The organism is Mesorhizobium australicum WSM2073, from assembly GCF_000230995.2.
GTDB lineage: Bacteria > Pseudomonadota > Alphaproteobacteria > Rhizobiales > Rhizobiaceae > Mesorhizobium > Mesorhizobium australicum.
The window spans coordinates 2,162,718-2,188,691 of record NC_019973.1 but is presented as its reverse complement, the minus strand read 5'-3'; the positions used below and the strand labels follow the sequence as shown (position 1 = coordinate 2,188,691).

Here is a 25,974-nt window from a genome sequence, read left to right as displayed (position 1 = left end):
GACAGGACGTAACGTCAATTTATGCTAGTATTGCGGCCGCGGCCACGCAAATCGCGCTGAGCCGGCAAGCCAGGGAGGCACGCCATGCGCCGACGTGACATGTTCCACGCGGCTCTCGCCGGAGCCGGGACGCTTCTCGGCCTGCGGGCGGTGCAGGCGGCAACCACCGAGCCTGCCAGGCTGAAGGTCGCCTATCACCTCAGCGACCTCGACAAGGTCAATTTCGTGCTCGGCAACATTAAGAACCACTATGAGGGCACGGGCGGCAACGTCGATATCGCGCTGGTCGTGCATGGTCCGGCGCTTGCCGGCTTCAAGTCGAAGGGCATATCGGCGGCGATTTCCGGGCGCTTTACCGGTCTTGTCCAGCAAGGGCTCGACCCGCATGCCTGCGGCAACACCATGCACGGCATGGATATTACGCTCGCCGATTTGCTCGACGGCTTCCATGCCGCCGACAGGGGTGGCGTCGTCAAGCTCGCCGAACTGCAAAGCCAGGGCTATGTCTATCTCAGGCCTTGAAGCGGCACTGACTTGAATGCAAGGGTGGCAACACCCGCCAAGAAACTTGGAAATCCCCCGGAGGAACAGCAGTGCCAGAGACAGCCCTTGGTCTTGTCATCCCCGACCTCGCCGGCAAGGCGGTGCTGGTCACCGGCGCCTCGACCGGCATCGGCGCGGCGCTCGCGCTCGCTTATGCCGGGCAGGAATGCAAGGTGGCGCTGCACTACAATTCCAGCCGCGACGCCGCCGAGAAACTCGGCCAGACCATCCGCGACGGCGGCGGTGAGGTGTTCCTCGTCCAAGGCGACTTTTCTCTCCCTGCCGATGTCGAACGCGTCGTCGAGGACAGCGCGCGGCATTTCGGCCGGCTCGACGGGCTGGTCAACAATGCCGGCGGCATGCTTGGCCGCGTGCCCTACGCCGAGCAGACCGAGGCGCATTACGACGCGGTGATGGACCTCAACGCACGCTCGGTGCTGACCGCCACGCGCAAGGCGATCCCGTGGCTGAAAAAACAGGGCGGCTTCATCGTCAACACCTCGTCGATCGCCGCGCGCAACGGGGCGGGCGGCGGCGCCGGCCTTTACGGCTCGGCCAAGGCCTTCGTCTCCAACGTGACGCGCGGCATGGCCAAGGAACTGATCGGCTTCGGCATCCGCGTCAACGCCGTGGCGCCGGGCACCATCCTCACCCCCTTCCACGAACGCTATTCGACCGACGAGCAGATGAGGGGCATGGTCGCCACCATCCCGCAGGGCCGTGCCGGCACGGCGCAAGATTGCATCGGCGCCTATCTATTCCTCTCATCGGATCTGTTGAGCGGCTACATCACCGGCCAGGTGATCGAGGTCAATGGCGGCCAGTTGATGCCTTGACCGGCGACCGGCATACTGGACACACTCCTTTCGCGCCAACCCAGGGGGAGACGAGGACATGTATGGACTGATCGGCAAGATGCGGGCGGCGCGTGGCCAGCGCGACGCTGTCATGGCCGTGCTGCGTGAGAGCACTGGCGCCCTGCCCGGCTGCCTGAGCTATATCATCGCCACCGACCCGGCCGACGCCGACGCGATCTGGGTGACCGAGGTGTGGACCGATCAGGCAAGCCACAAAGCCTCGCTGCAGCTTCCCGAAGTCCAGGCGGCGATCGCCAAGGCGCGCCCCTTCATCGGCGGCTTCGAATTCCAGGTGGAAACGCATCCGGTGGGCGGCTTCGGCTTGGCTGAAGCCAAAACGGGCTAAGGCGGGCGCCCGAGGCGGAAACATGCTTTTCAGGCGCACTTGCGTTCGCATTTTTCGCGTCTGGGGTTAAGACCAGAACATGGATTCCGAGGCCGAGCAGTCCCCTGTCGAGCGCATGACGCGGCTGAGCAAGCCTTGGCAGTGGCTCATCCTGCTGGTCATCTCCGCGCTCTTCGCCGGCGCGCTGGAACTCGCCGCTTTGCCGGCGGCGCTGCTGATCGGACCGATGCTGGCGGCCATCGTCGCCGGCACCAACGGTGCCGCGGTGCGTGTGCCGCGGCTTCTGTTCGGCGCCGCCCAGGCTGTCGTCGGCTGCCTCGTCGCGGCTTCGATCTCGGCCGATATCTTCCCGGTCTTCTACAAGGAATGGCCGCTGTTCCTCGGCGTGGTGATCGCCACCGTCGCGGCCTCGAGCCTGCTTGGCTGGCTGATCAGCCGCTGGCGCATCCTGCCGGGCACCACCGCCGTCTGGGGTTCTTCGCCGGGGGCCGCCACCGCCATGGTGCTGATGGCCGGCGCCTTCGGCGCCGACCAGCGCCTTGTCGCCTTCATGCAGTATCTGCGCGTCATCTTCGTCTCGATGACGGCAGCCCTCGTCGCCAAGATGTGGGTCGACACCTCGGGCATCGAGGTCCCGCCCGTTATCTGGTTCCCCGAGATCGATCCGCAACCCTTCGCCGCCACCATCGGCATGGCGCTCATCGGCGGCCTCGCGGGCAGGCTTTGCCGGCTGCCTTCGCCCTTCTTCCTCGGCAGCTTCATCTTCGGCACAGTCATCCATCTCGGCCTCGGGGTGCCGATGCAATTGCCGCAATGGCTGCTGGCGGTCAGTTACGCGATGGTCGGCTGGGCGATCGGCCTGAACTTCACCAGGCCGATCCTGCGCCACGCGGCACGCGCTTTGCCGCAGATCATCGCTTCGATCATCGCGCTGATCGCGTTTTGCGGCGGCCTTGCCTTCCTCATCAGCCGGCTCGCCGGCGTCGACCCGCTGACCGCCTATCTGGCGACCAGCCCTGGCGGCATGGACAGCGTCGCCATCATCGCCGCCGCTGCGCAGAACGTCGACATCTCCTTTGTCATGGCCCTGCAGTCGGCGCGCTTCCTGATCGTGCTGCTTGTCGGCCCCAGCATTGCCCGGCTGGTAGCCAGAAGCATCAGGGAATGATGAGGGCTGCCACCAGGGCACCGCTATCGCGCGGCTGCCAGGCGTTCGGGCAGGAAATCGACGAAAACCCGCACCTTTGGCGACAGATGGCGATTGGAGGGCCATAGCATCCGGAACTGGCCACGGCCGTCGACATGATCGTCAAGCACGGTGCGCAGCCGGTCCTCGCGCAGGGCATCCCGCACCAGGAAATCGGGCATGCAGGCGATGCCGAGTCCGGCGATCGTGGCGCCTTTCAAAGCTTCCATGTTGTTGCAGGTCAGCATCGAACGGATCAGCGGTTGGGCGCTCCCGGTAATGAACGGCCAGTCCAGCAGCCTGCCGCTGTTGAGATAGCGGAAGTTTATGCCGAAATGCCTGATGAGATCCGCCGGCACACCGGGAGTGCCATGGCGATCGAGGTAGGAGGGAGCCGCGCACAGCAGCATGCGGAAGGGCGCAATGGGTCTGGACACCAATCGTGAATCAGGCAGCTCGCCGCTGCGGATGGCGACGTCGATGCCTTCCTCGATGACGTCGACGATCCGGTCGTTGAAATCGATATCGAGCTCGATCTCGGGATAGCGGGCCATGAACTCCGACAGCACCGGCAGCAAAAGATGGTAGGTGACGATCGGGGTGGAGACGCGCAACCGCCCACGCGGCGTCTCCCTTGTCCGCGACAGCATTGCCTCGGCATCGTCGATGTCGTCGAGGATGCGCCGCACGCGGTCGTTGAACAGCTTGCCCTCCTCCGTCAGGCCGATCCGCCGCGTGGAGCGCTGCAGCAGCCGCACGCCGAGTTCCTGTTCGAGCCGCGCGACGCTTTTGCCGACCGCTGAAGCGGAGATGCCGAGCGCCCGGCCGGCGGCGACGAAGCTGCCGAACTCGGCGGTGCGGGCGAAAGCCAGAAGGCCGCTGAGGCGATCCACCATGCTGCTCCATTCGAGCGTTTCAGTCCGTTATATCAGGATATTTAATACTATTATTCCTGATCTGTCTCTGACCTATCTTGGTCCGCATGATCGGCGCCGCGGTTGCGCGCATGCCGGCGCAGACCGCTCAGATAGGAAAAACCCATGACCTTGAAGACCACCACCGGCCCGGCCGAGCGATGGCTCGTGCTCCTGTCGGTATGCCTCGCCGCTATGACGATGCCTCTGACCTTCACCGGCCCGGCCGTCGCGCTCTCCCGCATCGCGGCCGATCTCGGCGGCAGCCCGATCGCGCTCAACTGGGTGACCAACGCCTTTATGCTGACCTTCGCCGCCAGCCTGATGGCGGCCGGAGCGCTGGCCGATAATCATGGCCGCAAGCGGATCTTCCTCGTCGGTCTCGCCCTCTACATTATCGCCTCGCTCGGCGCGATGCTGGCGTCCGACATCACCAGGTTCGACGTCTTCAGGGCCGCGCAAGGGCTCGGCAGTGCCTTGGCCTTCGCTGGCGGCGCCTCCGCACTTGCCCAGGAATTCGAGGGACCATCGCGGCTGCGCGCCTTCTCCTTTCTCGGCACCAGTTTCGGCATCGGGCTGGCCTTCGGCCCGATCGCCTCCGGCCTGCTCATCGCCGCCTTCGGCTGGCGGTCGATCTTTGTTCTGGTGATGGCGCTCGCGGCTGCCTCGGCAACCCTCGGCCTGCGCACCATCAGGGAATCGCGTGATCCGGATGCGACCGGCCTCGACTGGGCGGGCGCCACCACGTTCACCTTCGCGCTGGCCTCGCTGACCTATGGCGTGCTCCAGGCACCCCAGAGCGGCTGGACCGACCCGCTGGTGGCAACGCTTCTCGGCGTCGCCGTCCTTTGCTTTGTGCTGTTTGTCGTCGCCGAGCGGCGCGTGCGCCGGCCGATGCTCGATCTCACCCTGTTTCGCTTTCCTCGCTTCGTCGGCGTCCAGTTTCTTGCGGCGGCGCCCGCCTATGGCTTCGTCGTCCTGCTCGTACTTTTACCGATCCGCTTCATCGGCATCGAGGGGATGAGCGAGATCAAGGCCGGGCAATTGATGATCTGCCTCTCCGGACCGTTGTTGTTCCTGCCCTTGCTCGCCGGCCAGCTGGCGCGCTGGATCGCTCCGGCCACGATCTGCGGCGTCGGCCTGCTCGTCGCGGCGGCCGGCCTGGTCTGGCTGAGCCTGACGCCCCCGGTTGAGGTTGCGCTGGTCGCGCCACTGATCCTGATCGGCGTCGGCATCGCCTTGCCTTGGGGGTTGATGGACGGGCTCGCCGTCAGCGTCGTGCCGACGGAGCGGGCCGGGATGGCGGTCGGCATCTTCAACACCACCCGTGTCGCTTGCGAAGGTGTGGCGCTGGCCATCGTCATGGCGACCCTGTCAGGCTTTACCGCCGCGCAACTCGCCGCTCGGGGCGCTGCGCCTTCCAGCGACGCGGCCGCCGCGGCGCAATTGCTGGTGACCGGCAATGTCGGTGGAACCGCGCACCATTTGCCGGCGGCTGGCGCCGCCGTGCTGGTCGAGGCCTACGAAACGGCGTTCGACAGGCTGCTGATCGTGCTGGCGGCAATCACCATCGTCACCGCCCTCGTCGTCTTTCTCGGTCTGCGCCGCGGATCCGCGGCGGAGCACCAGACCGCACCCCTGCCGGCCTGCCAGGAGGGGTAGGCGTCAGCCATTCGCAGGCCAGCTGAATATCAATGCACCTTAGTCCAGCCTGTGCATCAGATCGTCATCCAGCCAGCGGCCGAAGAAATAAGCCAGCTGCTTGTGCCACCACGGCCAGTCATGGCTGACGTCGCCGCCCCAATAGTCGACCCAGGCCGGAATGGATTTGTCGCGCAGTATCTGTTCCAGCTGGCGGGTCTCGACCAGCATGCGCTCTTCCCATGCGCCCTGCCCGCAGCAGAAGATCAGCCTGAGCGCCTTCAGCCGCGCCAGCAGTTTCGGGTCGACGATCCCTGGCAGATAATCGAGCGGCGAATTGTAGAAGATGTCGCCGTCGAGCGCCTTGCCGAAGAAATCGCGGGCCGAATAGACACCCGACAGCGAGATGACGCCGCTGGCGAGCTCGGGAAACCGGAAGACGAAGTTCGAGGAATGGTAGCCGCCCATCGAACAGCCCGAGAACAGCGGCTTCAACCGCCGTCCGCCATTGGCTTGCGCGGCGGTTTCCAGAAATTCCGGCAGCGCCTCCTCGCGCAGATAGCGGAAATAGGCCTCGTGCCGGTCGATGCGATGCACGGCATCGACATCCCTGGCGAAGAAGGATTCTGTATCGATGCCGTCGACGGTGAACAGCTGGATGCGGCCGGTATCGATGAACTCGGCGAGCGCCCCCGCTCCGCCGGAATCTTCGAACTGGTAGAACCGGCCCTGCGAGGTCGGGAACACCACGACCGGCCGGCCGGCATGCCCGTAGCGCTTGTACTCCATGTCGCGGCCGAGATTGCGGGCGAAGACCTTGTGATAGGAAATGTCCATGCCTCAAGCCTTTTCGGCGTGGATATAGGCCACCGCCTCGCGCAGATCAGCCTGATCCTTCGAGCGCATCTGGTAGGCGTAATTTCCCATGGCCCGGCTGAAAACCTCTTCTATCGGCTGATGATGGACGATCTTGTCGCGGTGGGCGGCTAGCACGTCCGCGTGGCTATGCAAATAGTCGAGGTGGCGCTTGCGGCTGGCATAGGCGGTGAAATACTTGCCCTCATAGGGGCCGCCGACGGCATCCTTGACCACCATGTCCGCCCATGCCGCGTAGACATCGATGTCGAACGTGTAGTTGATCGCGTCGGTCATCCAGGCGCCGGGCGGCCGCATGTTGACCTCCAGCGCGATGATGCGGTCGTCCCTGGTCTCGAACAATTCGATATGGAAAAAGCGTTCGCGCACGTCGAATGCTTTCAGGATCTTGCGGCCGGCCTCCTCGACGGCAGGCCTGATCCGGGGAAAGCAGGTGTAGCTCATGTGGCGGTCCTTGTTGACCACGTCCATGACGCTCTGGTCGTAGCGATGGCTGGCCGCCAGCACCACCTCGCCGTCACGGTTGATCAATCCGTCATAGGTCACAACCAGCCCTTCGATGAACTGCTCCATGACGAAGGTCACGTCCTCCGGCTTGTCCCGGAAGAACTGGTCGAGCTCTTTCGGATTGGAGATCTTGAACGTGTTCGAAGCGCCGGAGCCCGAATCCGGCTTCACCACCACGGGGTAGCCGACGCGGCGGATGAAGGTCATGGCGCCGGCCCGGTCGGAGCATTTGCGCTGCGCGATCGTCTCGACACCGCTCTTGCGGAAGAAGGCGCGCATGCGGCTCTTGCGCTTCAGATTCTTCACGAAATCGAGCTTGGTGCCGTAGATGTTGAAGTCGGTGCGGATGTTGGCTTCCAGCTCCAGCCAGTGCTCGTTGAGCGATTCGAACCGGTCGATGCGGCCCCATTTGTGGATGAAATGGCCTATCGCCCGGAACACCGGCTCGTAATCCTCCATGTCGGCGACGCGATAGTATTCCGAAAGCGCCTGCTTCAGCTTGCCGTCGAGCGCATCATAGGGCGCATCGCCAACGCCGAGCACGGTCGCGCCGGCCTTCTTCAGCCGGTCGCAGAAATCGGCGCCATTGGCGGGAAAATGCGGCGAGAAGAACACGAAATTCATGAACGCCCCCTGCCGACGGCACCCCGCCGGAAGCCAAGTCTGGCGCATTTGCGGCGCGCGGGGAAGAGCATCCGCGTTAAGATAAAATTCGACGGGGGCCGGCCCGCTTGCCTCCAACAGGCCGCTCCTGTATGAGAGCGGCCATGAACACGCGCCCCACCACCGCTTCCCGTCAGACCGGCTTTGCCGGCGAGACCGTGCGCGCGCTTGCCTCGACCCTGCTTCTTCTCGGCCTTATCGGCGATCGCCGGGTTCGCTGAAGGAGCGCCCGGCGGTCGAACCGCCGCGCAAGCAAATGCTCCTTGGCAAATCATATCAAGCGAACGAAATTCTGGTAAAGGCGCCGCTTGGCTCCACATCCGCCTGAAAGGTGGACCCGCCAGCCGCCGGGAGAAACGACGATGAACGCACGAGAAGACATCCGCGCCAGCGAGGCCGCGACCGGCAAGCAAGTTGGCCGGGGCATGCCGGACGCAGCCCGCAAATATCAACCCTACCCGACCGTCGGCCTCACCGACCGGACCTGGCCCTCGAAGGTGATCGACAAGGCGCCGATCTGGTGCTCGGTCGACCTGCGCGACGGCAACCAGGCGCTGATCGATCCGATGGGCCACGAGCGCAAGGCGCGCATGTTCGGCCTGCTGCTCGACATGGGCTTCAAGGAAATCGAGATCGGCTTCCCCTCGGCTTCGCAGACCGATTTCGACTTCGCGCGCTGGTGCATCGAGCAAGGCAGCGTGCCGGCCGATGTGTCGTTGCAGGTGCTGGTGCAGTGCCGGCCTGAACTGATCAGCCGCACCTTCGAGGCGCTGAAGGGCGCTGCCAACCCGATCGTGCATTTCTACAACTCGACCAGCGAGTTGCAGCGTCGCGTCGTCTTCGAGAAAGATGTCGGCGGCATCAAGCGTATCGCGACCGACGCGGCCAAGATGATCACCGACATGGCTGCCAGGGCCGGCGGCGGCTATCGCTTCGAATATTCGCCGGAGAGCTTCACCGGCACCGAACTCGAGGTCGCTCTGGAGATCTGCAACGCCGTCACCGAGATCGTCAGGCCAACACCCGACAACAAGCTGATCATCAACCTGCCGTCGACGGTCGAGATGTCGACGCCCAACATCTATGCCGACCGCATCGAGTGGATGTGCCGCAATCTCGACAACCGCGAAAACCTGATCATCTCGCTGCATCCGCACAATGATCGTGGCACCGGCATCGCCACCACCGAACTCGGCTTGATGGCTGGCGCCGACCGCGTCGAGGGCACGCTGTTCGGCAATGGCGAGCGCACCGGCAATGTCGACATCGTCACCTTGGCGCTCAACATGTACACGCAAGGCGTCGATCCGGGCATCGACTGCTCCGACATCAACCGGATGAAGGATGTCTACGAATATTCGAACCAGCTGAAGATTCCCGAGCGCCACCCCTATGTCGGCGAACTCGTCTACACTGCTTTTTCCGGCTCGCACCAGGACGCCATCAACAAGGGCATGAAGGCCTTGAAGAAGGCCAACACACCGCACTGGGAAGTGCCATACCTGCCAATCGATCCGGCCGATGTCGGCCGCAGCTATGAGGCCATCATCCGCATCAACTCGCAGTCGGGCAAGGGCGGCATTGCCTATGTGCTGCAGGCCGATTACGGCCTCAATTTGCCGCGCAACCTGCAGATCGAATTCAGTCAGGCTATCCAGGCGATCACCGACGCCGAAGGCAAGGAAGTGTCGGCCAAGCGTATTCATGACCGCTTCCTCGAAACCTATGTCGACCAGCCTGGCGCCCGTCTGAAATTCCTCGATCATCACACTTACCCGGCCACCGAGGTGAAGGGCCGGCGCGTGGTCGAGGCGGTCATCCTCGACAACGGCAAGGAAGTGACGATATCAGGCACCGGCACCGGCCCGATCGACGGCTTCGTCGATGCGCTGTCACGCCATGTCGGCGTCGAGATGTCGGTGCTCGATTATTCCGAGCATTCGATGCAGCGCGGCTCGAATGCGTCGGCTATCTCCTATGTCGAGATGGAATATCCCGGCGGCAAGCTGTTCGGCGCCGGCATCAACACCAACATCGTCGCTGCCTCACTGGAAGCGGTAACGTCAGCGGCCAATCGTATCGTCGGCCGCAACGCGCGATAGTTTACCGTCGGCGCGAGAGCCGGGATTGGCTCTCGCGCCGCCATCCTTCGGGCCTGAACAAGGTCTTGGCATCCATGGGATTCAATAAGGATTGCTCCGGCATCCTGGCTATCCTGTCGCGGCTCATTAACCACCGGGAAAATATCCGGTGGGGTACGCGATCGCATAATGGGTGTATACTTGTATGGCGGTGCGGGCATTATATGATCCGTGCCTTAACCTGTGCCGACTTCGAGAGGATCGACACTTGCAGCATGCCACGCCTGCCGCCCCCGCAGTGCGCGAAACATTGGAGCGACTGCTTGCCAGCGAAACGTTCGGAAGATCCGAACGGGCACGCAAGCTGTTGCGTTATCTTGTCGAGCGCGAACAGGCAGGCGAAGCCGACAGGCTCAAGGGCTTTTCCATCGCCATGGATGTCTTCGGCAAAGACGGCGATTTCGATCCTTCGACCGATGCGGTGGTGCGGGTTCAGGCCGGCCGGCTGCGCGACTTGCTGCAGCAATATTTCGCCAATGAAGGTGTTGCCGAGCCTGTCCGCATAGCCATTCCGCGCGGCGGCTATGTCCCGGCCTACGAGCTCAATGCGATCCGCTTGCCTGAGACGGCCGAACTCGCCATCCAGACGGGAGCGGCGGCGGCTCCATCGGCGCAACGCGGCACTGCCGAGAGTGCCATTGCGGCCCCTGCCTTACTGGCACCGATGGTTGCGCCGGCGCCGTCGGTGGCACGTCACCTCAGATTCTTCTGGATGGCGATCGCCGTCGTCATCGCCATGCTTGGTGTTCTGATCCTGCGTCAGGGCAGCGGTGCGCTGCTGGCAGGCGGCGACCTTGCGGCCACGCTCGAGACCGCAGGCCTCACCGGCAGCATCGAGCCGTCTCCCGCCAGCGAGGCCTTGCCGCTCGTCTACATCGCCGTCAAGGCCAGTGGCACGGATGCCAGCCGTGTCGCCGCATCGCTGCGCGCCGGCCTGAGCGGTTTCGATACGATCGACTTCATCGGTCGCGACGCGGTCGCCACGACCGATCCGGCCACCAATGCCACAAGCTTCATCTTCGATATTCTGCCTGGGCCGGATACGGGCGAAATCACGATTGAACTGCAGAGCGTGGCGACCGGACGGGTGCTTTTGTCGCGCAACCTGACCGCCGCCGACAGCGCACCGACCGCTGTCGAGAACCGTATAGCCGGCATCTTGACGTCCGCTCTTCCCGCTTCCGGCACGATCTACAGCTATCTCGAACAGAGCGGTATTCAGACCGTCCTCACGCAATGCCTGACGCTCAACGACAAATATTATCTCGACCAGAACGCCAGGACCCACGAGGCCGCCTATCGCTGCCTCGAAACCCTCGCCGAACGCGGCACCAAGTCATCACTGGTCTATTCGGAACTCGCCTCGCTGCACCTGGAGGCCGTGAACGACCACTACGCCTATCCGCCGGATGCCACGATCGAGAAGGCGATGACATTTGCCCATCGCGCCGTGCAGATGGGACCGACCAGTCCTTATGCGCATCGCTCCTACGGCTACATCAATTCGCGTCTTGGCAACGCTGACGAGGCGCTGCGCTGGATGCGCAAGGCCTATGACCTTAATCCCTACGATCTCGCCATGGCCGCAGCTTACGGCTATGGGTTGATTTTCGCTGGCAGGTATGCCGAGGGGACGCCGATCCTGGCCCAGGCGGTGGACGCCTCCAGCGGTCATCCGACATGGTGGGATTTCGGACTTTTCGCCGGCGAACTCATGCTTGGCGACACGAACAAGGCCGCCATCGCCAGTTCCTCTTTGAGAACAACCGCAACCAAGTCGCACTATCTTGCAGCCCGGTTGATCGGTGCCAAGATCGCCGGCCAGGACAATCTGGCGCGCAAGCTGCTCGACGAGCTGACCGCCAAATTTCCAAAATTCGCCGCCGATCCACGCGCGACCTTCATCGAACGAAAATACCCGCCCGATCTGACCGAGCGGCTGGTTGGAGCCCTGCGCGCGGCGGGCCTCGGCAACGCGAGCTGACGTCCCACCAACGGGTTGTTTGGACCAACCGAATTGTTGGCCGCCGAAAGTAGGTGGCAAAACCCCGATACGACGGATTTGTCGGCTTTGTCAGGCGACTTCGCAAGGTCGAGAGAGCGCAACCGCCAGTCGTCGCGAAAATTTTACTGGCCATCGTGCTGGACAAGGAGCAATCCAGCCGCATTCCCATCTTCCCGTCCCGTAATTTTCCCGTCCCGTAATAAGCTTTCACATTTCAATGATCGCATCGCTTCACGCCACCGAACAGGGTGCTGGCTCGAAGGCCATCGCCCTGCTGCATGGTTTTGGCGGCTGCCACGGTGTCTGGCACGAAGTGATCCCGTCGCTGTCGCCTGCGGTGCGCACACTCGCTTATGACTTGCCGGGGCACGGGCTGTCGCTCGATTTCCCCGGCGCCGGCCCGGCCAAGGTGGCGGCAAGGGCCGTCCTGACCGATCTCGCCGCGCGATCGGTGAAGCGCGTTCATCTGGTGGGCCACTCGATGGGCGGCGCGGTGGCGACGCTGATGGCACTGGCCGAACCCGAGAGGGTGGCCTCGCTGACACTTCTGGCGCCGGGCGGCTTCGGCCCCGAGATCAATGGCCCGCTGTTGCGCCGCTTTGCCGCCGCAAGGGACCCCTCCGACATCCGGGCGTGCCTAAGCGCGATGTCGGGACCGCTGACGCGCCCCGTCGACCGCACCGTGGATACCATTCGCGACATGCGCGGGCGACCCGGCCAGGTGGAGCAACTCATCGAGATTGCTGCCGCCATGACCAGCGACGACCGGCAGGGCGTCATCCCGCACGACCGGTTGGACACACTGGCCATGCCGGTGATGGTGGTATGGGGGAGCAATGACCCGATGCTACCCGTTACCCAAATGGATGGTCTGCCCGCGCGATTTCACGTGCACCACGTGCTGGAGGCTGGCCATATGCTGATCGAGGAGGCGCCCGATCTGGTCGCCACGATCATCCAGCGCAACATGAACCGCCGCGCCAGGCCCTTGCGCCCGAAACTCGCCGCGACCGGCTGAGACGTCCCGCGCGGCACCGAGCGGGCGCCCTTGCCGTCTTGATCTCGCGAGTGCATTTTGCCTTCGGCTGTGTTAACTGCCTGTTAACCAAACCCGCGAGGCCACGCCGATGAAGGACGCAGGCGAGAAGATCGATCCGTCAAAGAAACTGTCCGATGCCATCCGTGATGTGAAGAATGCCTTCGCTGACCGCGACGATGTCGTCGTCGACATGCGTGAGGCGCACCGCATGCGCCTGGACCTGTTGGCCGCGGACCTCGCGCCCATCTTCGCCGACGTTCCAGCCGACATGGACAATTTCGACTTTGTCGTCTCCTCGGGGCTGCAGCCGCGCCTGTGGATCGACGCCGTCAGCCATGTCGCGATGGGACGCGACCGTCGCACCTACCGCTTCCTCAAGGATACACGCATTGGCCGGGTCGTGCTTGCCGAGTCGACCGAGATGAAGCTGGTCGCCGATTCCGTGACGCGTTATGTGGCCGAGCGCATCGTCGAGCGCCAGAGGATGATGGAAGGTGGCGTCGAGCCGGCGGTCGCCGGCATGAAACGCGCCGAGGTCGCGGAAGCCGAGCCACCGCTGCGAGCATCGACGCAAGGCAAGGGCTGGTCGGCCTTCCTGTCGGGGCTTGGGCTGGTCGCCGCCGGCGCGCTGGTTGGTCTGGCGGTGTCGGCCGCGCTGCTGTGGGACCGCATCTCGGCCATGGTTCTCAACTGGCGGCCATAGCCTCGCCGGGCTCGACCCCGAGTTCCAGGCTCTGCAGATCGGAAGGCGGTATTGACGGTCCGGTCAGACCCCGCCGCGTCAGGTGGATACGCCAGTTACCCTTTTCGCCGTCGATGTCGAACAGATTGTACTGTGCTGCCGGGTGATTGCCGCCCGGCGCCTGGCCGGCGGCGGCGACCCCGACGACCGGGATCTTTGCACCGCGAAGCCCAATCTGGAACAGCGACGGCAGATGCGAATGGCCGTGCAGCACAAGCTCCGCGCCATGGCGGCGGACGATTTTGTGGAAGCGGGCGATGCCGAACAGCCGCTTGTGCTGGGAGACAGCGCCCCGCAGGGGCGGATGATGGATCATGATCGCGCGGAATAGCCCTTGCTTCGCCGTGCTCTCGAGTATCTTGCCGAGCCGAGCCGCCTGCCCCTCCATGAAAAAACCATTGGCCATGAAGGGCGCCGTGGCGCGCGCCGTCGAAACCCCGATCAGCGCGATATTGCCGCGCACGCGCAGATACGGGAAGGCATTGCGGTCGACCGGCGTGTTGACACCGTCTCCGCTCATCCACGCCGCCCACGACCGGCAGACCTTGTCGAAGGCGCCGGGCACATAGGCATCATGGTTTCCCGGCACCACCGAAACGTCATGCGGTGGCCCCAACGTCTCCAGCCAGTGTTTGGCCATCTCGATCTCACCGTCGAGGGCCAGGTTGACGAGGTCGCCGGTGACGGCGAGATGGTCCGGATTTTGCGCCTTGATATCGGCGACGATGGAGTCGATGACGGCGTCGTGCATGTGGCGGCGGCGGTTGCGCTGCCAGTTGACATAACCGAGCACGCGCTTGGAGGCGAGATCGCGATAGGATACATCGGGCAGCGGCCCCAGATGGACATCGGAAATATGCGCGAGCCTGAACATCCCTCCTTCATAGGCGACGTGCGCGCCCCTTTCCACCCACGGTTTCGCTACTGATGGCGAGCGACGAGGAGGCTCCGTTCCGCCAGACCGGCTGGGCGGGTTTGAGGGCCCGGCTGTTCCATCTCTATTTCGTGCTGCGGCGGCCGATGACGCTCGGTGTGCGCGGCCTGATCCACGATGCCGCCACCAATTCCGTCTTCCTCATCCGCCATACCTATGTGCCCGGTTGGCAGCTTCCCGGCGGCGGCGTCGAGGTCGGCGAGACGATGGCCGAAGCGCTGGCGCGCGAACTTTACGAGGAAGGCAACATCCAGATCACGGACGCGCCGATTCTCAAATCGATGCATTTCAACCGCCGTGCCAGCCGGCGCGACCATGTCGGCTTCTACCTCGTCGAGCATTTCAGCCGCACCGCACCGAAACTGCCAGACCATGAAATCGCCGAGGCCGGCTTTTTCCCGCTCGATCGCCTGCCGGAGGGCACGACGCCGGCAACGCTGCGGCGGATCGCCGAAATTTTCGCCAACGTGCCAGCATCGCCCTATTGGTAGTCAGGCAGCAGCCCTTCCGAACCGCGCCCGATCATGCGGCGCGCCATAGTCGAGCGTCGGCCCGACCGGCACGATCCGGGTCGGGTTGATGGTATCGTGGCTGCCGTAATAATGCGCCTTGATGTGGCGCAGGTTCACGGTCCCGGCGACGCCAGGCACGCTATAGAGGTCGCGCAGATAGTTCGACAGGTTCGAATAGTCGGCGATGCGGCGCAGGTTGCACTTGAAGTGTCCGACATAGACCGGGTCAAAGCGCACCAGGGTGGTGAACAGCCGCCAGTCGGCCTCGGTGATGCGATCACCCACTAGGTAGCGCTGCCTGGAAAGGCGATGTTCCAGAGTATCGAGCGCCGAAAACAGCGCGCCGAACGCCTCCTCATAGGCCGCTTGCGTGGTGGCGAAACCGGCTCGATAGACGCCATTGTTGACGGCGGGATAGACCAGCCCGTTGATCGCGTCGATCTCGCCGCGCAAGGCCTCGGGGTAGAAGTCGAAGCTGGCGTCGCCCCATTCGTCGAAGGCCGAATTGAGCATCCGGATGATCTCGGAGGATTCGTTGGAGACGATCGTCTGTTCCTTCTTGTCCCACAGCACCGGCACCGTCACCCGGCCTGAATAGGCAGGATCGGCCTTGGTGTAGATCTGGTGCAGGAAGTCGAGACCATAGAGCGTGTCGCCGGTGGCGCCGTCCTCGGCGAGAAACGTCCAACCGTCCGCGCCCATGAAATGGTGAACCACCGAGACGGAAATGATGCCTTCCAGCCTCTTCAGCGTGCGAAAAATCAGCGTCCGGTGCGCCCAGGGACAGGCGAGTGAGATGTAAAGGTGATAGCGGCCGGGCTCCGCCTTGAAGCCGCGACTGCGGCCTTCGGCGGGTTTGCCGTCGTGCGTGATCCAGTCGCGCCATTGCGACTGCGCCCGCACGAACTTGCCGCCACTGTTCTTCGTGTCGTACCAGCGATCCTGCCATTTGCCGTCGACGAGCAATCCCATGAATTGTCCTTTCGGGTTTCCCGTCATGTAGGGCGCGATGCGGCAAGGCGGAAAGCATCCAGGGCTGAACAGATCGTCAATCGGTAGTGCCAGCGAACGGGTCGATTGCGGCGGCGCAAAATTGATGCTAGCGGACACTCCGCATGTTCGACTTTGCTTTGATCCGGTTTGACCGACGACGAAAGGGCGCCCGCGCTTGATGAAGCGCTGACTGGCGAATGCTGCCGTTTGCAGCAATCTTTCCTCCTCTACCGGAACGCAAAGACCATGAGCCTTGCCGACGTGAAATACCTGCCGGAAACTCCGGCGCATGACCCTCAAATCGAAGCCATTAACGACGAGGCCTTCGGCCCCGGCCGTTTCGTGCTGGCCGCCTACAAGATCCGCGAGGCCGGCGGCCACGAGCGCGCCCTGTCCTTTGTCGCGGTCGACGGCGACCTCGTCGTCGCCTCGGTGCGCATGACCCGCATAGCGGCGGGGGCCGGCCGGGCGCTGATGCTTGGGCCACTCGCGGTACGGCCGGCCTTCAAGAACCTCGGCATCGGCCGCCGGCTGGTAGCGATCGCGCTGGAGGCGGCCGCCAAGGCTGGCGCGCCGGCCGTCATCCTGGTTGGCGACGAACCTTATTACGGGCCGCTCGGCTTCAAGCGCATCCCCCGTGGTCAGATTTCGATGCCTAGGCCTGTCGACCTCGACCGCCTTTTGTCGCACGAGATCACGCCCGGCGCGGTTGCCAGGCTTTCCGGCGAGGTCGGTCACGCCAGCCAGGCCAGGGCCGCCGAGCACGTCTAGGCGATGGCTTGACCCGGCCCTTCAATCCGGGCCTGATCCGTCCCTGTTTGATAGCAAGCCCATTCTCACGGGAAGGATGACGCCATGAATCCCAGCGGCCAGATAGCAATCGTGACCGGCGGCGGCTCCGGCCTTGGCGAGGCAACCGCTCGTGCGCTTGCCGCCAAGGGAGCCAACGTTGCCATCTTCGATGTCGGCATCGAGCGCGCGGCCAAGGTCGCGGCCGAGATCGGCGGCATCGCCGTCCAGTGCGACGTCGCGAGTGCCGACAGTGCCGTCGCCGCCCTGGCCGAGGCTGCCGCCAAGCTGGGCGAGCCGCGCATCCTGGTCAATTGCGCCGGCATCGCCATCGGCGTGAAGACGATCGGCAAGGATGGACCGCATCCGCTCGACCAGTACCGCAGGGTGATCGAGGTCAATCTGATCGGCACGTTCAACATGATCCGCCTGGTCGCCGACCGCGCCGCGAAACTCGAGCCGCTGCGGGGCGGCGAGCGCGGCGTCATCGTCAACACCGCTTCGGTCGCCGCCTATGACGGCCAGATCGGCCAGGCGGCCTATTCGGCTTCGAAGGGCGGTGTCGTCGGCATGACGCTGCCGGTGGCGCGCGATCTAGCCCGATCCGGCATTCGGGTCTGCACCATCGCGCCCGGCATCTTCAAGACGCCGATGATGGCCGGCATGCCGCAGGAGGTGCAGGATTCGCTGGGCGCCGCCGTGCCTTTCCCGTCGCGCCTCGGCGAACCATCCGAATATGCCGCGCTTGCCCTGCACATCGTCGAAAACCAGATGCTGAACGGCGAGACCATCCGCCTCGACGGCGCCATCCGCATGGCGCCGAAGTAAGGCGTGTCGCCCCAAGCCGCGAAGCGGTTTGCGCGGGCACCTCCCCTTGCCAAGTCCGGCATCATCGGCTGACAAGTGGAATAGGAAATCAACTTGGCAGGGCGAGAAACCTTGGACGATCGAAAGAAGGATGTCATCCGCGAGACCGACGCCGAGGCGATCCGCCTGGCGAAAACGCTTCTGCGCAGTGCCCGTTTCGGCGCCCTGGCGGTGCTGGAACCGGGGACCGGGGCGCCGCTGGCGAGCCGGGTCGGCGTCGCCACCGACATTGACGGCGCATCGCTCATCCTGGTGTCGATGCTCGCGGCGCACACGTCGGCCCTGCTTGCCGATCCCCGCTGTTCCCTTCTGCTCGGGGAGCCCGGCAAAGGCGATCCGCTGGCGCATCCGCGGCTGACGCTGGCCTGCCAGGCCTCGCGGCTGGAGCGCGGCTCGCAGGCCCAAGCTCGCGCCGCGCGCCGCTATCTCAACCGCAATCCCAAGGCGAGCCTCTATGCCGGGCTCGGCGACTTCTCAATCTTTCGCCTCGAGCCGCAGCGCGCCAGTCTCAACGGCGGCTTCGGCAAGGCCTATCTGCTCGACCGGGCCGATCTGGTCACCGCCGGGCCGATTGTCGAAGAGCTCGCGGCGAGCGAACAGTCAGCCGTCGAGCACATGAATGCGGACCATCTCGACGCGATCGCCAACTACGCCCATCATTTTGCCAAGGCGCCAGGTGCTGGCTGGAGCATCGCCGGGCTGGACGCCGATGGCATGGATCTGGTGTCCGGGGACGATGTTTGCCGGGTATTCTTCCCACAACCACTGGCAAATTCGCAGGAATTGCGTCCCGTTTTGGTTGAAATGGCGAGGGCCGCCAGGGCGGCATCCTAGGCGCAAAGCGAGATTAAATTGCATTTGATCAAAAGCAACGCTTGAGATTTGAAAGAAATGTTCTAGGCTTTAGGTGTGGTGCTGACTCGTCGGCACCTTCACACGTGAATTTATGGATTCAGGCGCCATTGCCCCCATGGCGCCTCGATGAGCAAACAGCATGGGGCATCAATGGTCTCGACAAAGCTAATCGCCAACGCCGAATCAGCTGCCGAATTTCTGATGCTGATGGGCAACGAAAAACGGCTGTTGATCATGAGCTATCTGATCGACGGCGAAATGTCGGTCGGCGCCATCGCCGAAAAGGTGATGCTTAGCCAATCCGCCCTCTCGCAGCATTTGGCCAAGTTGCGGGCGCTGGACCTCGTGGACACCCGCCGCGATCGCCAGATGATCTACTATTCCTGCAAATCCGATGCCGTGCGCGAACTGCTCGCCATGCTGGAAGGCATTTTCGGCGGCGGCAAGGAGGATCTGTCCCAAATGGCGCAGAGGTTGCGCCGCGCCGGGACTTGACCGGACGCTGCCGCGGTCGTTTACCTCGCTGACGATTTCCGGAGCGCGGTTGGTGTGTCTTTCCCGGCGCACGGACCGCGCTTTCGATTGTTGAGCGGGACATGGACCCAATTCGCATCGACGATCCACGCGATCCGCGCGTCGCAGCCTATCTCGATATTCGCGAGCGCGATCTGGCGGGCCGGCAAGGCCGCTTCGTCGCCGAGGGCAAAGTGGTGCTCGACCTGCTTTTGTCGTCGAGGCGCTTCACCGCCGAATCCATCCTGATCCTGGAAAACCGGCTTGGCGGCCTGGAGGAGGTGCTGCGCAAGGCGCAAGCGGACCTGCCGGTCTACGTCGTCGCCGGCGGGGTGATGGACGCGATTGCCGGATTCCACATGCACCGCGGCATCCTGGCCATCGGCCGCAAGGAGACGCCGCATCCGGCCGGGTCATTGCTGGATGCCTTGCCCGCTCAAGCCCTGATCGTCGTGCCTGTCGGCATCGCCAACCACGACAATATGGGTTCGATCTTCCGCAACGCCGCCGCTTTCGGCGCCGATGCGGTGCTGATGGACGGGACATGCTGTGATCCGCTGTACCGCAAGGCGATCCGGGTTTCGGTCGGCGCCGCGCTCAAGATCCCTTTTGCGTCCTTCACCGACACCGCGGGCTTCACCGCGGAGCTCGACCGCCGGGGCTATGACCAGTTCGCATTGTCACCGCGCGGCCGGATCGACATACGCGATGCACGGCGCGGCGAGCGGCTGGCACTCTATCTCGGCACCGAAGGCGAAGGCCTGCCCGAAAGCCTGCTTGCCCGCCTGCAAACCGTGCGGATCACCATGTCGAAGGGCTTCGACAGCTTGAACGTCGCTGCCGCCTCGGCCATTGCCCTGCATCATTTCTCGCGCTGACGATCATGTGAGCCAGGACACGGCGAAAGCGTCAGCCTGCACGGCGTCAGTTGGCTTCTGCTTTCTGCAAGGCGCGCACGCGATCGGCGAGGCTGCGGTCGTTGCCGGCAGAGCGATTGTCCTGCGGCGCGGCGAGCGCCTTGGCGATTGGTGAATCGGGGCCTTCGAGCTTGGCCGTCAGGTGGACCACCTCCGCCGCCAGCTCATTCATCTGCTCGCGCAGCGCGGCACCATTGCCGTTCGTCAAACCCGACGATGCCGCGGCGCCGAGATCCGCCTTGAGGCGCTTGTTCTCGCGCGCCAGCGCCGTCAGCCTGGCCTCCAGCCGTTCGCGGTCGCCGTCAAGCTTGGCAATCGCCCGGTCCAAATCGTCGCGCTTGCCGGCCTCCTCGTGCCGGGCCGGCTCATCTGGCTTGCCGACCAGCCGCAGGGCCGGTGCGCCGTCCTCGGTTTTCGATTTTTCCCGCAACCGCGCCAATTCCTTTTCCCGCCGATCAAGCTTGTCCTCACGGTCGGCGAGCGTTGCGAGCAGCCGCTGGACCTTCTTGTCGAGTTCAGCGGCCCTTTTCTTCTCGGCCTTCAGGGCATCGCGCGCGGCCTTGCTTTCGGCCACGATCTCCTGGCTGCGCCGATCCGCTTCCTTGCGCTGGCCGCGCAGCAGCACGATATCGCTGGCAAGCTTCTGCAATTCGGATTCGCGGGCCACGAGTTCGATCTGGCGGCTGCTGGAGGCAAAACTGGCGTCGTCATACATGTGCTCCAGCTTCTCGAGATCGAGCGCCCGCCTTTCCAGCTTTCGTTCGGTTTCCTTGAGCCGCTCCGAAAGCCGATGCAGTTCCTCTTCGCGCTGTCGAAGCGCTTCGTTCTTGGCGCCGAGTTCGGCGAGCGCGTGGTCCTTGTCCGTGCGCTCGACCGCCAGCGCCTTCAGCGCCTCGCGGCCGCGATTGATCTCGACGAGTTGTTCGGCCGCCTTCTCGCGCAGCGTCTTGACGTTGATTTCGAGGCGCCGCGTCGTCATGGCGTATTCGGCCCGGATCCGGTCCTTGTCGGCCTGGATCTCGGCTTGCGTCAGCGGAATGGAGGCCTCGATGCGCCTGCGGGTCAGTGCGACGGCACGCCGCCAGACGGCGGGAGCCACCATCAGCGCCAGAAAGCCGGCACAGAGAAAGCCGAGGGCAAAGAACAGGACCGACTGAACCAAAGGACTACCCGTTATCGACGACAACTTGGAAGGCTGGACCGTGCCATCTTGGCATGGCGGAAATCCGGCACCGCGGCAAGGGCTTGCCGCGGCCCATTCGGGTCGTCGGTTGAGGAATCCGGTCGAACCGTCCGTGATTCGCTCATATCGGCCGGATCAGAACGGATTCCAGGTCGCCCGCTCGGTCAGTTTCAGGTAGCCCAGATTGACGCCGAGCCGGGCGCCGACGCCGGTACGGATCGGCACCAGCAGCACATTGTTGTTCTTCAGCACGTTGAAGCCGACACCCGCCACCACATAGGCCGAACCGGCGACGCCGCCATAGCGATTGTAGAGGTTGCCGACATCGTCGAGATTGTAGACCAGCATCATCACGCGTGACCCCTCGCCGCCGAAATCCCAGCCCAGCGACGGGCCTTGCCAGAACACTTTGTGATCGCCGGCATTCTTGGTGTAGAGCGTGCCTTCGCCATAGGTCAGGCCGCCGATCAGCGCACCGGATCCCTCCTCCCCAAGCAGGTAGCCATTGGGCAGACCGTAGGAGGCGAAAATCTTCTCCACGACGGTGGCCAACCCGCCCGACGTCGCGCCGAAGAACTTGTGGCCGGAATCGACAATCTCCTGAGCGGTGTACTCCTGCGCCCGCAGGGGCGATGTCGAGAAGACGAGAACGCCTATGAGCGCGATCGCCATTGAGAGGACACGGAGAAAACTCCGGTCATAGATTCGGGAAAACATGCTTCCAATCTCCGTCATGAAGCACTTTCGCCGACGCCTCGCATCCGTACGGCTCTTTAGGCGGCCGTTAAGGATGACTGTTAGGGGCAAACTATGCCGTAATCCTTTTTCAACCATTAAACTCCCACATGAAGATGGCGGTTCGAAGGCTCTTGGCCGCTCGAGCGGACACGCAGCCTGCGTGAACGCGCCATATGCCATGACGGCAATTTTGGATTTGTTGCTGCACGCACGGGCGCTGTGTATTCAGAAAGCCTTGGGTTGAAGCGTGATTCGTGTGGGCAGGCGCGAAGATCGATCGCTCGGCCGTCAAATGGAAGATTTTGCAGGGATTTCGCCGATGGCCGATCTGTTCACCCTTACCGCTCCCGACCTGGCGGCACTTTTATGCAGCCGCGTCTGCCACGACATCATCTCGCCGGTCGGCGCGATCAACAACGGGCTTGAACTGCTCGACGAGGGCGGCGCCGACGAAGACGCCATGCGGCTCATCCGTCAGAGTGCAAAAAACGCTTCGGCGCGTTTGCAGTTCGCCCGCATCGCCTTTGGCGCGGCCGGCTCGGCGGGCATGATGATCGACACCGGAGATGCCGAGGCCGTCGCCATCGCCTTCCTCAAGAACGAAAAGCCGGAATTGGTCTGGAATGGAACCCGTGCGCTGCTGCCCAAGAACAAGGTCAAGCTGCTGCTCAACCTGCTGCTGGTCGCCAACGCCGCCATTCCGCGCGGCGGCAAGCTGGTCGTGACGCTCGAGAATCTCGAAACCGAGCCGCGTTTTTCGCTTTCGGCAAGCGGGCCGATGCTGCGTGTGCCGCCGAAATTCCTCGAACTGCACTCCGGCCACAAGCCGGAAGAGCCGATCGACGCGCATTCGGTGCAACCTTATTACACGCTGCTGTTGGCCCGCGAGGCCAACATGACGATTTCGATTCACGCGACGCCTGAAGAAATCGTCCTCTCAGTGGCCTGAAAGTCGGCGCCGGCAGCGCGACCAAACGAAGTATTTCAGTCTGAAATATTTCATTGACGCCACAATCGTGGCGCGATGATCTTTGCCCGCTCGTCGACACCGAAGCATCCGCAAGGAAAAACCCGCCGAACGGTTTCTTTGCAAAAATTTTACCTAACGGCTTTTCGGCTTCTTTACCAGATCGGTCTAGGCTGCGCCGTAGATGCCCCGCACGACCGGATCGCCCAAGGGCAAAGAGGACGCGGAAATGAAACGCTGCATGTTCGTCGACGATTCAAGCGTCATCAGGAAGGTTGCAAAACGCATCCTGGGCGGTTCCGACATGATGGTCATCGAGGCGGCCAGCGGGCTTGACGCACTGGAGATGTGCGCCGCCGACATGCCCGACATCATCGTCATCGACGGCGCCTTGCCGGATATGCAGGCGGTCGACCTCATCCGGCGCGTGCGCGCCATGGAAAGCCCGATCCGGCCGCAGATCCTGATCTCGCTGGTCGAACTCGATATCGCGTCGATCATGCGAGCCAAGCGCGCCGGCGCCCAGGGCTATCTGTTGAAGCCCTTCAATCGCCCGCAACTCCTCGAACGTTTTCGCGCCTTGAAAATCGCTGCCTGAACGGAAGCTGTTCCAGGCAAACCGCGCGGTGGTCTGTCGTGTCGCACAAAAACAAATAATTGCTCCACAATGCAAAAAAACCCGGCCAAGCCGGGTTTTTTAGAAGTGCGTTGCCGACTGCGCTCAGGCGCTGACGCGGATATCTTCCGGTTCGCGCAGCACATAGCCGCGGCCCCAGACAGTCTCGATGTAGTTCTGGCCCCCGGACGCGGCGTCGAGCTTCTTGCGCAGCTTGCAGATGAAGACGTCGATGATCTTCAATTCCGGCTCGTCCATGCCGCCATAGAGGTGGTTGAGGAACATTTCCTTGGTGAGCGTGGTGCCCTTGCGCAGCGAGAGCAGCTCCAGCATCTGGTATTCCTTGCCGGTGAGGTGCACGCGCTGGCCGCCGACTTCGACGGTCTTGGCGTCGAGGTTGACCACCAGGTCACCGGTGGTGATGACCGACTGGGCGTGTCCCTTCGAGCGGCGCACGATGGCGTGGATGCGCGCCACCAGCTCGTCCTTGTGGAACGGCTTGGTCATGTAGTCGTCGGCGCCGAAGCCGAGGCCGCGTACCTTGTCCTCGATGCCGGCCATGCCGGAGAGGATGAGGATGGGCGTCTTTACCTTGGAGAGGCGAAGCGTTCTCAAGACCTCGTAGCCGGACATGTCCGGCAGGTTGAGATCGAGAAGGATGATGTCGTAGTCGTAGAGCTTGCCCAGATCGACACCCTCTTCGCCGAGGTCTGTCGTATAGACGTTGAAACTTTCCGATTTCAGCATCAGCTCGATGCTTTGTGCGGTTGCACTGTCATCTTCTATCAGCAGAACACGCATTTCATTCCCCTTTTCTGCCGCCGGACCATTTCACGACCCGTCCTGTCCCGGAGCAGTGGTTGCCTTGTGCAGAGGCTGCCATCGAATGGTTAACAAAACCTAATTTCCCGTCCAATACGGTATCAGATTTTTTAACCCCTTTCTACACCCTCTTGAATCTAATAACGAATCACAGACCAAAATTCCTAATGCAGCACATTAATAACCCGGACTAAGTGACTCCAGGGACTCATCGACGCGGCTTCGCTTCGGCGGCCGGAATTTTTACCCGGCCTTAAGCCCTGACCCGTATGATTAACAATGCCCGTAAACGAATGGTTACCGTCGGCAAAAAACTTTAGGGTTTTGTTTCCCATAGTGCGGGGAAAGCCGGTGGATACGGGCAGCGCTTGGACCTTTCCAGGTGGTTTGGACGATATGTGCGGGTGTGCGTTTCCGGGAGTACCGAATCATGAAGTCACGTGAAAACCTCGTTCGGCTGAAGCAATTTCAGGTGAATGAGAAGCGGCGCCAGCTGCTGCAGCTCGACACGATGATCGCCGAGTTCGAGCGCATGGCCGTCGAATTGGAGCTTCAGATCACCGCCGAGGAAAAGAAAGCCGGCATCACAGATATCAATCATTTCGCCTATCCGACCTTCGCCAAGGCGGCGCGCCTGCGCCGCGACAATCTCAGGAACTCGCAAGGCGACCTCGCCCAGCAGCGAAGCGCCGCCGAATCATTACTCGGCGAAGCTGAAGCGGAGCTTTCCAAGGCTGAGATGCTGGAATCGCGCGATACCAAGGTTCGCGAGACCGAAACTGGCGGCCGCAGCGCCATGATCGGCTGAGTCGGCCGACATCGGCGCTATTTGGCGTACAAGCGCGCGCCCTGCCAGGCGACAGCTCGAACCGGCAACAGCAAGCCGCCGCGGAAGCGGTGCTGGCACGCAAGACCTACGCCGCCCAATCCTCCTTTCTGGCGCTGGCCCTCGCCCGGGCATCCCTAATATCAGGCGCAGCTGCTCCGCCCGTGATCTGATCTAGGCAAGCAGTCCGGCCAGGTTATGGCCGAGTTCGGTCAGTTCATGTTCGACGCGTGGCAAGCGCGCCATTGCGCAGCCAGCCTTTGCGCAGCGCGCCGACGCCAGTTCGCGCGATATCAGGGTCGAGCGCATGTCGGTGGTGCCCGACCGCGAGGGCTTGCCGGGTTGATCGACGCGCAAAAGCCTGCCGTCCCTGTCGCCAGGACTTTTCCACTCGACCAGGCGGGAGCCGCCGACGCCTTTCTCGCAACCAAGCCGATCGGCAAGGTAGCGCTGACGGTCTGAGCGGCGACACTGAAAGCAAAGGGCGCGGCATGCCGCGCCCTTTGCTTGTGGTGAGACCGGCCTAGTGCCGGTATTGCTGGATACGCGTGGTGCGCAGCCCGGCAAGGCCATATTCGTCGATCGACGCTTGCCAGGACAGGAATTCCTCCGTGGTCAGCTTGTAGCGCTGGCATGCCTCTTCAAGGCTCAAAAGCCCGCCGCGCACTGCTGCAACCACCTCCGCCTTGCGCCGGATAACCCAGCGACGCGTGTTCGTCGGCGGCAGATCGGCAATCGTGAGAGGGCTGCCGTCAGGCCCGATAACATATTTGACTCTAGGTCTAACCAGATCGGTCATCGTACTCTCTACAAAAAACTCAAAGACCCAATCCCCGCCACGTTACCGCCACAGCTTTAAAAATTGCCTAAGCAGACCCTAATGACTAGGTAAGGATCGTGAACGCCGCGTTAGTCTTTTAGCGGGCATTTGAAATATGCGGCCGGAAGCCCCGTTTTAGCCGGGAGAAATGTGCCCGTTCGC

The 25,974-nt window shown here is 63.1% G+C and carries 28 protein-coding genes; 18 read left to right on the top strand and 10 right to left on the bottom strand.

The genetic code is table 11. The annotated features are described in order from the left end of the window. Positions 1-84: 84 nt before the first annotated feature. The 4 genes from MESAU_RS10470 (at position 85) to MESAU_RS10455 (ending at position 2,914) form a co-directional block, all read left to right on the top strand. Positions 85-522: a DsrE family protein gene (locus MESAU_RS10470; protein ID WP_015316019.1), complete on the top strand. Its 438-nt coding sequence runs from the start codon at positions 85-87 to the stop codon at positions 520-522. 71 nt (positions 523-593) lie between these two features. Continuing rightward, positions 594-1,379, top strand: coding sequence for an SDR family NAD(P)-dependent oxidoreductase (locus MESAU_RS10465; protein WP_015316018.1), 786 nt, complete (start codon positions 594-596; stop codon positions 1,377-1,379). A 58-nt stretch (positions 1,380-1,437) separates the two neighbouring features. Then, on the top strand, positions 1,438-1,746 hold the full coding sequence (locus MESAU_RS10460; RefSeq protein WP_015316017.1) for a putative quinol monooxygenase: 309 nt from the start codon (positions 1,438-1,440) through the stop codon (positions 1,744-1,746). A 79-nt stretch (positions 1,747-1,825) separates the two neighbouring features. Then, on the top strand, positions 1,826-2,914 hold the full coding sequence (locus MESAU_RS10455) for an AbrB family transcriptional regulator (protein WP_015316016.1): 1,089 nt from the start codon (positions 1,826-1,828) through the stop codon (positions 2,912-2,914). A gap of 23 nt (positions 2,915-2,937) precedes the next feature. On the opposite strand, the gene MESAU_RS10450 is transcribed toward MESAU_RS10455, so the two are convergent. Next, on the bottom strand, positions 2,938-3,825 hold the full coding sequence (locus tag MESAU_RS10450; RefSeq protein ID WP_041163681.1) for a LysR family transcriptional regulator: 888 nt from the start codon (positions 3,823-3,825) through the stop codon (positions 2,938-2,940). A 147-nt stretch (positions 3,826-3,972) separates the two neighbouring features. Between MESAU_RS10450 and MESAU_RS10445 the strand changes: the two genes are divergently transcribed. After that, positions 3,973-5,508 carry an MFS transporter gene (locus tag MESAU_RS10445; RefSeq protein WP_015316014.1) on the top strand — a complete coding sequence of 512 codons (1,536 nt, stop codon included), beginning with the start codon at positions 3,973-3,975 and terminating at the stop codon, positions 5,506-5,508. A 39-nt stretch (positions 5,509-5,547) separates the two neighbouring features. Here MESAU_RS10445 and MESAU_RS10440 read toward each other — a convergent pair whose 3' ends face one another. Further along, a complete protein-coding gene (locus MESAU_RS10440) occupies positions 5,548-6,324 on the bottom strand; it encodes an esterase family protein (RefSeq protein ID WP_015316013.1) in 777 nt (258 codons plus the stop codon). Positions 6,325-6,327: 3 nt separating this feature from the next. Continuing rightward, the gene (locus MESAU_RS10435; protein WP_015316012.1) at positions 6,328-7,494 is read right to left on the bottom strand and encodes an ATP-grasp domain-containing protein; all 1,167 of its coding nucleotides are present in this window, start codon (positions 7,492-7,494) and stop codon (positions 6,328-6,330) included. Positions 7,495-7,895: 401 nt separating this feature from the next. Between MESAU_RS10435 and leuA the strand changes: the two genes are divergently transcribed. The 4 genes from leuA (at position 7,896) to MESAU_RS10415 (ending at position 13,421) form a co-directional block, all read left to right on the top strand. Beyond that, positions 7,896-9,635 carry a 2-isopropylmalate synthase gene (gene leuA / locus MESAU_RS10430; RefSeq protein WP_015316010.1) on the top strand — a complete coding sequence of 580 codons (1,740 nt, stop codon included), beginning with the start codon at positions 7,896-7,898 and terminating at the stop codon, positions 9,633-9,635. A gap of 247 nt (positions 9,636-9,882) precedes the next feature. After that, on the top strand, positions 9,883-11,658 hold the full coding sequence (locus MESAU_RS10425) for a tetratricopeptide repeat protein (protein ID WP_015316009.1): 1,776 nt from the start codon (positions 9,883-9,885) through the stop codon (positions 11,656-11,658). A 238-nt stretch (positions 11,659-11,896) separates the two neighbouring features. Continuing rightward, entirely contained in the window at positions 11,897-12,697 is an 801-nt protein-coding gene (locus tag MESAU_RS10420; protein ID WP_015316008.1) for an alpha/beta fold hydrolase, read from the top strand. Positions 12,698-12,806: 109 nt separating this feature from the next. Beyond that, positions 12,807-13,421 (top strand): hypothetical protein, encoded by a 615-nt coding sequence (locus MESAU_RS10415; protein ID WP_015316007.1) that lies wholly within the window; start codon positions 12,807-12,809, stop codon positions 13,419-13,421. On the opposite strand, the gene MESAU_RS10410 is transcribed toward MESAU_RS10415, so the two are convergent. Next, the gene (locus MESAU_RS10410; protein ID WP_015316006.1) at positions 13,405-14,334 is read right to left on the bottom strand and encodes a metallophosphoesterase family protein; all 930 of its coding nucleotides are present in this window, start codon (positions 14,332-14,334) and stop codon (positions 13,405-13,407) included. The two genes, MESAU_RS10415 and MESAU_RS10410, sit on opposite strands and share 17 nt — an antisense overlap. Before the next feature lie 53 nt (positions 14,335-14,387). On the opposite strand from MESAU_RS10410, the gene MESAU_RS10405 reads away from it, so the two are divergent. Next, positions 14,388-14,885 carry an NUDIX domain-containing protein gene (locus MESAU_RS10405; protein WP_015316005.1) on the top strand — a complete coding sequence of 166 codons (498 nt, stop codon included), beginning with the start codon at positions 14,388-14,390 and terminating at the stop codon, positions 14,883-14,885. On the opposite strand, the gene MESAU_RS10400 is transcribed toward MESAU_RS10405, so the two are convergent. Continuing rightward, positions 14,886-15,878: a glutathione S-transferase family protein gene (locus MESAU_RS10400; RefSeq protein WP_015316004.1), complete on the bottom strand. Its 993-nt coding sequence runs from the start codon at positions 15,876-15,878 to the stop codon at positions 14,886-14,888. Positions 15,879-16,145: 267 nt separating this feature from the next. Here MESAU_RS10400 and MESAU_RS10395 point away from each other — a divergent pair, with 267 nt between their 5' ends. The 5 genes from MESAU_RS10395 to MESAU_RS10375 all read left to right on the top strand — a co-directional run bounded on the left by MESAU_RS10395 (position 16,146) and on the right by MESAU_RS10375 (position 19,801). Beyond that, positions 16,146-16,670: a GNAT family N-acetyltransferase gene (locus tag MESAU_RS10395; RefSeq protein WP_015316003.1), complete on the top strand. Its 525-nt coding sequence runs from the start codon at positions 16,146-16,148 to the stop codon at positions 16,668-16,670. Between the two features lie 84 nt (positions 16,671-16,754). Beyond that, complete coding sequence (locus MESAU_RS10390) at positions 16,755-17,516, top strand: 3-hydroxyacyl-CoA dehydrogenase (protein ID WP_015316002.1); 762 nt, start codon at positions 16,755-16,757, stop codon at positions 17,514-17,516. Positions 17,517-17,627: 111 nt separating this feature from the next. Further along, positions 17,628-18,389: a HugZ family pyridoxamine 5'-phosphate oxidase gene (locus MESAU_RS10385; RefSeq protein WP_041163327.1), complete on the top strand. Its 762-nt coding sequence runs from the start codon at positions 17,628-17,630 to the stop codon at positions 18,387-18,389. Positions 18,390-18,560: 171 nt separating this feature from the next. After that, entirely contained in the window at positions 18,561-18,905 is a 345-nt protein-coding gene (locus MESAU_RS10380; protein ID WP_015316000.1) for an ArsR/SmtB family transcription factor, read from the top strand. Between the two features lie 101 nt (positions 18,906-19,006). Beyond that, the gene (locus MESAU_RS10375) at positions 19,007-19,801 is read left to right on the top strand and encodes a TrmH family RNA methyltransferase (protein WP_015315999.1); all 795 of its coding nucleotides are present in this window, start codon (positions 19,007-19,009) and stop codon (positions 19,799-19,801) included. Between the two features lie 46 nt (positions 19,802-19,847). On the opposite strand, the gene MESAU_RS10370 is transcribed toward MESAU_RS10375, so the two are convergent. After that, positions 19,848-21,002, bottom strand: coding sequence for a coiled-coil domain-containing protein (locus tag MESAU_RS10370; protein WP_015315998.1), 1,155 nt, complete (start codon positions 21,000-21,002; stop codon positions 19,848-19,850). A gap of 156 nt (positions 21,003-21,158) precedes the next feature. Further along, positions 21,159-21,695: a DUF1134 domain-containing protein gene (locus MESAU_RS10365; RefSeq protein ID WP_224583420.1), complete on the bottom strand. Its 537-nt coding sequence runs from the start codon at positions 21,693-21,695 to the stop codon at positions 21,159-21,161. Between the two features lie 385 nt (positions 21,696-22,080). On the opposite strand from MESAU_RS10365, the gene chpT reads away from it, so the two are divergent. Continuing rightward, positions 22,081-22,710: a histidine phosphotransferase ChpT gene (gene chpT, locus MESAU_RS10360; RefSeq protein WP_015315996.1), complete on the top strand. Its 630-nt coding sequence runs from the start codon at positions 22,081-22,083 to the stop codon at positions 22,708-22,710. A 247-nt stretch (positions 22,711-22,957) separates the two neighbouring features. Next, a complete protein-coding gene (locus tag MESAU_RS10355; RefSeq protein ID WP_015315995.1) occupies positions 22,958-23,326 on the top strand; it encodes a response regulator in 369 nt (122 codons plus the stop codon). A gap of 123 nt (positions 23,327-23,449) precedes the next feature. On the opposite strand, the gene ctrA is transcribed toward MESAU_RS10355, so the two are convergent. Further along, the gene (ctrA, locus tag MESAU_RS10350) at positions 23,450-24,145 is read right to left on the bottom strand and encodes a response regulator transcription factor CtrA (protein WP_006203583.1); all 696 of its coding nucleotides are present in this window, start codon (positions 24,143-24,145) and stop codon (positions 23,450-23,452) included. 451 nt (positions 24,146-24,596) lie between these two features. On the opposite strand from ctrA, the gene MESAU_RS10345 reads away from it, so the two are divergent. Beyond that, a complete protein-coding gene (locus tag MESAU_RS10345) occupies positions 24,597-24,974 on the top strand; it encodes a flagellar export protein FliJ (protein WP_015315994.1) in 378 nt (125 codons plus the stop codon). A gap of 192 nt (positions 24,975-25,166) precedes the next feature. On the opposite strand, the gene MESAU_RS31645 is transcribed toward MESAU_RS10345, so the two are convergent. Then, the gene (locus tag MESAU_RS31645) at positions 25,167-25,349 is read right to left on the bottom strand and encodes a hypothetical protein (protein WP_041163326.1); all 183 of its coding nucleotides are present in this window, start codon (positions 25,347-25,349) and stop codon (positions 25,167-25,169) included. A 166-nt stretch (positions 25,350-25,515) separates the two neighbouring features. Beyond that, positions 25,516-25,791: a CtrA inhibitor SciP gene (sciP, locus tag MESAU_RS10335; protein ID WP_006203587.1), complete on the bottom strand. Its 276-nt coding sequence runs from the start codon at positions 25,789-25,791 to the stop codon at positions 25,516-25,518. Positions 25,792-25,974: the final 183 nt, after the last annotated feature.

What these genes read in the sequence shown, in the direction of transcription:
- MESAU_RS10420 (WP_015316008.1), top strand. Translation starts at nt 11,897, where the DNA reads ATGATCGCATCGCTTCACGCCACCGAACAGGGTGCTGGCTCGAAGGCC.
- MESAU_RS10445 (WP_015316014.1), top strand. Translation starts at nt 3,973, where the DNA reads ATGACCTTGAAGACCACCACCGGCCCGGCCGAGCGATGGCTCGTGCTC.
- sciP (WP_006203587.1), bottom strand. Translation starts at nt 25,791, where the DNA reads ATGACCGATCTGGTTAGACCTAGAGTCAAATATGTTATCGGGCCTGAC.
- leuA (WP_015316010.1), top strand. Translation starts at nt 7,896, where the DNA reads ATGAACGCACGAGAAGACATCCGCGCCAGCGAGGCCGCGACCGGCAAG.
- MESAU_RS10440 (WP_015316013.1), bottom strand. Translation starts at nt 6,324, where the DNA reads ATGGACATTTCCTATCACAAGGTCTTCGCCCGCAATCTCGGCCGCGAC.
- MESAU_RS10380 (WP_015316000.1), top strand. Translation starts at nt 18,561, where the DNA reads ATGGTCTCGACAAAGCTAATCGCCAACGCCGAATCAGCTGCCGAATTT.
- MESAU_RS10395 (WP_015316003.1), top strand. Translation starts at nt 16,146, where the DNA reads ATGAGCCTTGCCGACGTGAAATACCTGCCGGAAACTCCGGCGCATGAC.
- MESAU_RS10460 (WP_015316017.1), top strand. Translation starts at nt 1,438, where the DNA reads ATGTATGGACTGATCGGCAAGATGCGGGCGGCGCGTGGCCAGCGCGAC.
- MESAU_RS10375 (WP_015315999.1), top strand. Translation starts at nt 19,007, where the DNA reads ATGGACCCAATTCGCATCGACGATCCACGCGATCCGCGCGTCGCAGCC.
- MESAU_RS10410 (WP_015316006.1), bottom strand. Translation starts at nt 14,334, where the DNA reads ATGTTCAGGCTCGCGCATATTTCCGATGTCCATCTGGGGCCGCTGCCC.
- MESAU_RS10355 (WP_015315995.1), top strand. Translation starts at nt 22,958, where the DNA reads ATGAAACGCTGCATGTTCGTCGACGATTCAAGCGTCATCAGGAAGGTT.
- chpT (WP_015315996.1), top strand. Translation starts at nt 22,081, where the DNA reads ATGGCCGATCTGTTCACCCTTACCGCTCCCGACCTGGCGGCACTTTTA.
- ctrA (WP_006203583.1), bottom strand. Translation starts at nt 24,145, where the DNA reads ATGCGTGTTCTGCTGATAGAAGATGACAGTGCAACCGCACAAAGCATC.
- MESAU_RS10365 (WP_224583420.1), bottom strand. Translation starts at nt 21,695, where the DNA reads ATGGCGATCGCGCTCATAGGCGTTCTCGTCTTCTCGACATCGCCCCTG.
- MESAU_RS10455 (WP_015316016.1), top strand. Translation starts at nt 1,826, where the DNA reads ATGGATTCCGAGGCCGAGCAGTCCCCTGTCGAGCGCATGACGCGGCTG.
- MESAU_RS10405 (WP_015316005.1), top strand. Translation starts at nt 14,388, where the DNA reads ATGGCGAGCGACGAGGAGGCTCCGTTCCGCCAGACCGGCTGGGCGGGT.
- MESAU_RS10345 (WP_015315994.1), top strand. Translation starts at nt 24,597, where the DNA reads ATGAAGTCACGTGAAAACCTCGTTCGGCTGAAGCAATTTCAGGTGAAT.
- MESAU_RS10390 (WP_015316002.1), top strand. Translation starts at nt 16,755, where the DNA reads ATGAATCCCAGCGGCCAGATAGCAATCGTGACCGGCGGCGGCTCCGGC.
- MESAU_RS10415 (WP_015316007.1), top strand. Translation starts at nt 12,807, where the DNA reads ATGAAGGACGCAGGCGAGAAGATCGATCCGTCAAAGAAACTGTCCGAT.
- MESAU_RS10400 (WP_015316004.1), bottom strand. Translation starts at nt 15,878, where the DNA reads ATGGGATTGCTCGTCGACGGCAAATGGCAGGATCGCTGGTACGACACG.
- MESAU_RS10470 (WP_015316019.1), top strand. Translation starts at nt 85, where the DNA reads ATGCGCCGACGTGACATGTTCCACGCGGCTCTCGCCGGAGCCGGGACG.
- MESAU_RS10435 (WP_015316012.1), bottom strand. Translation starts at nt 7,494, where the DNA reads ATGAATTTCGTGTTCTTCTCGCCGCATTTTCCCGCCAATGGCGCCGAT.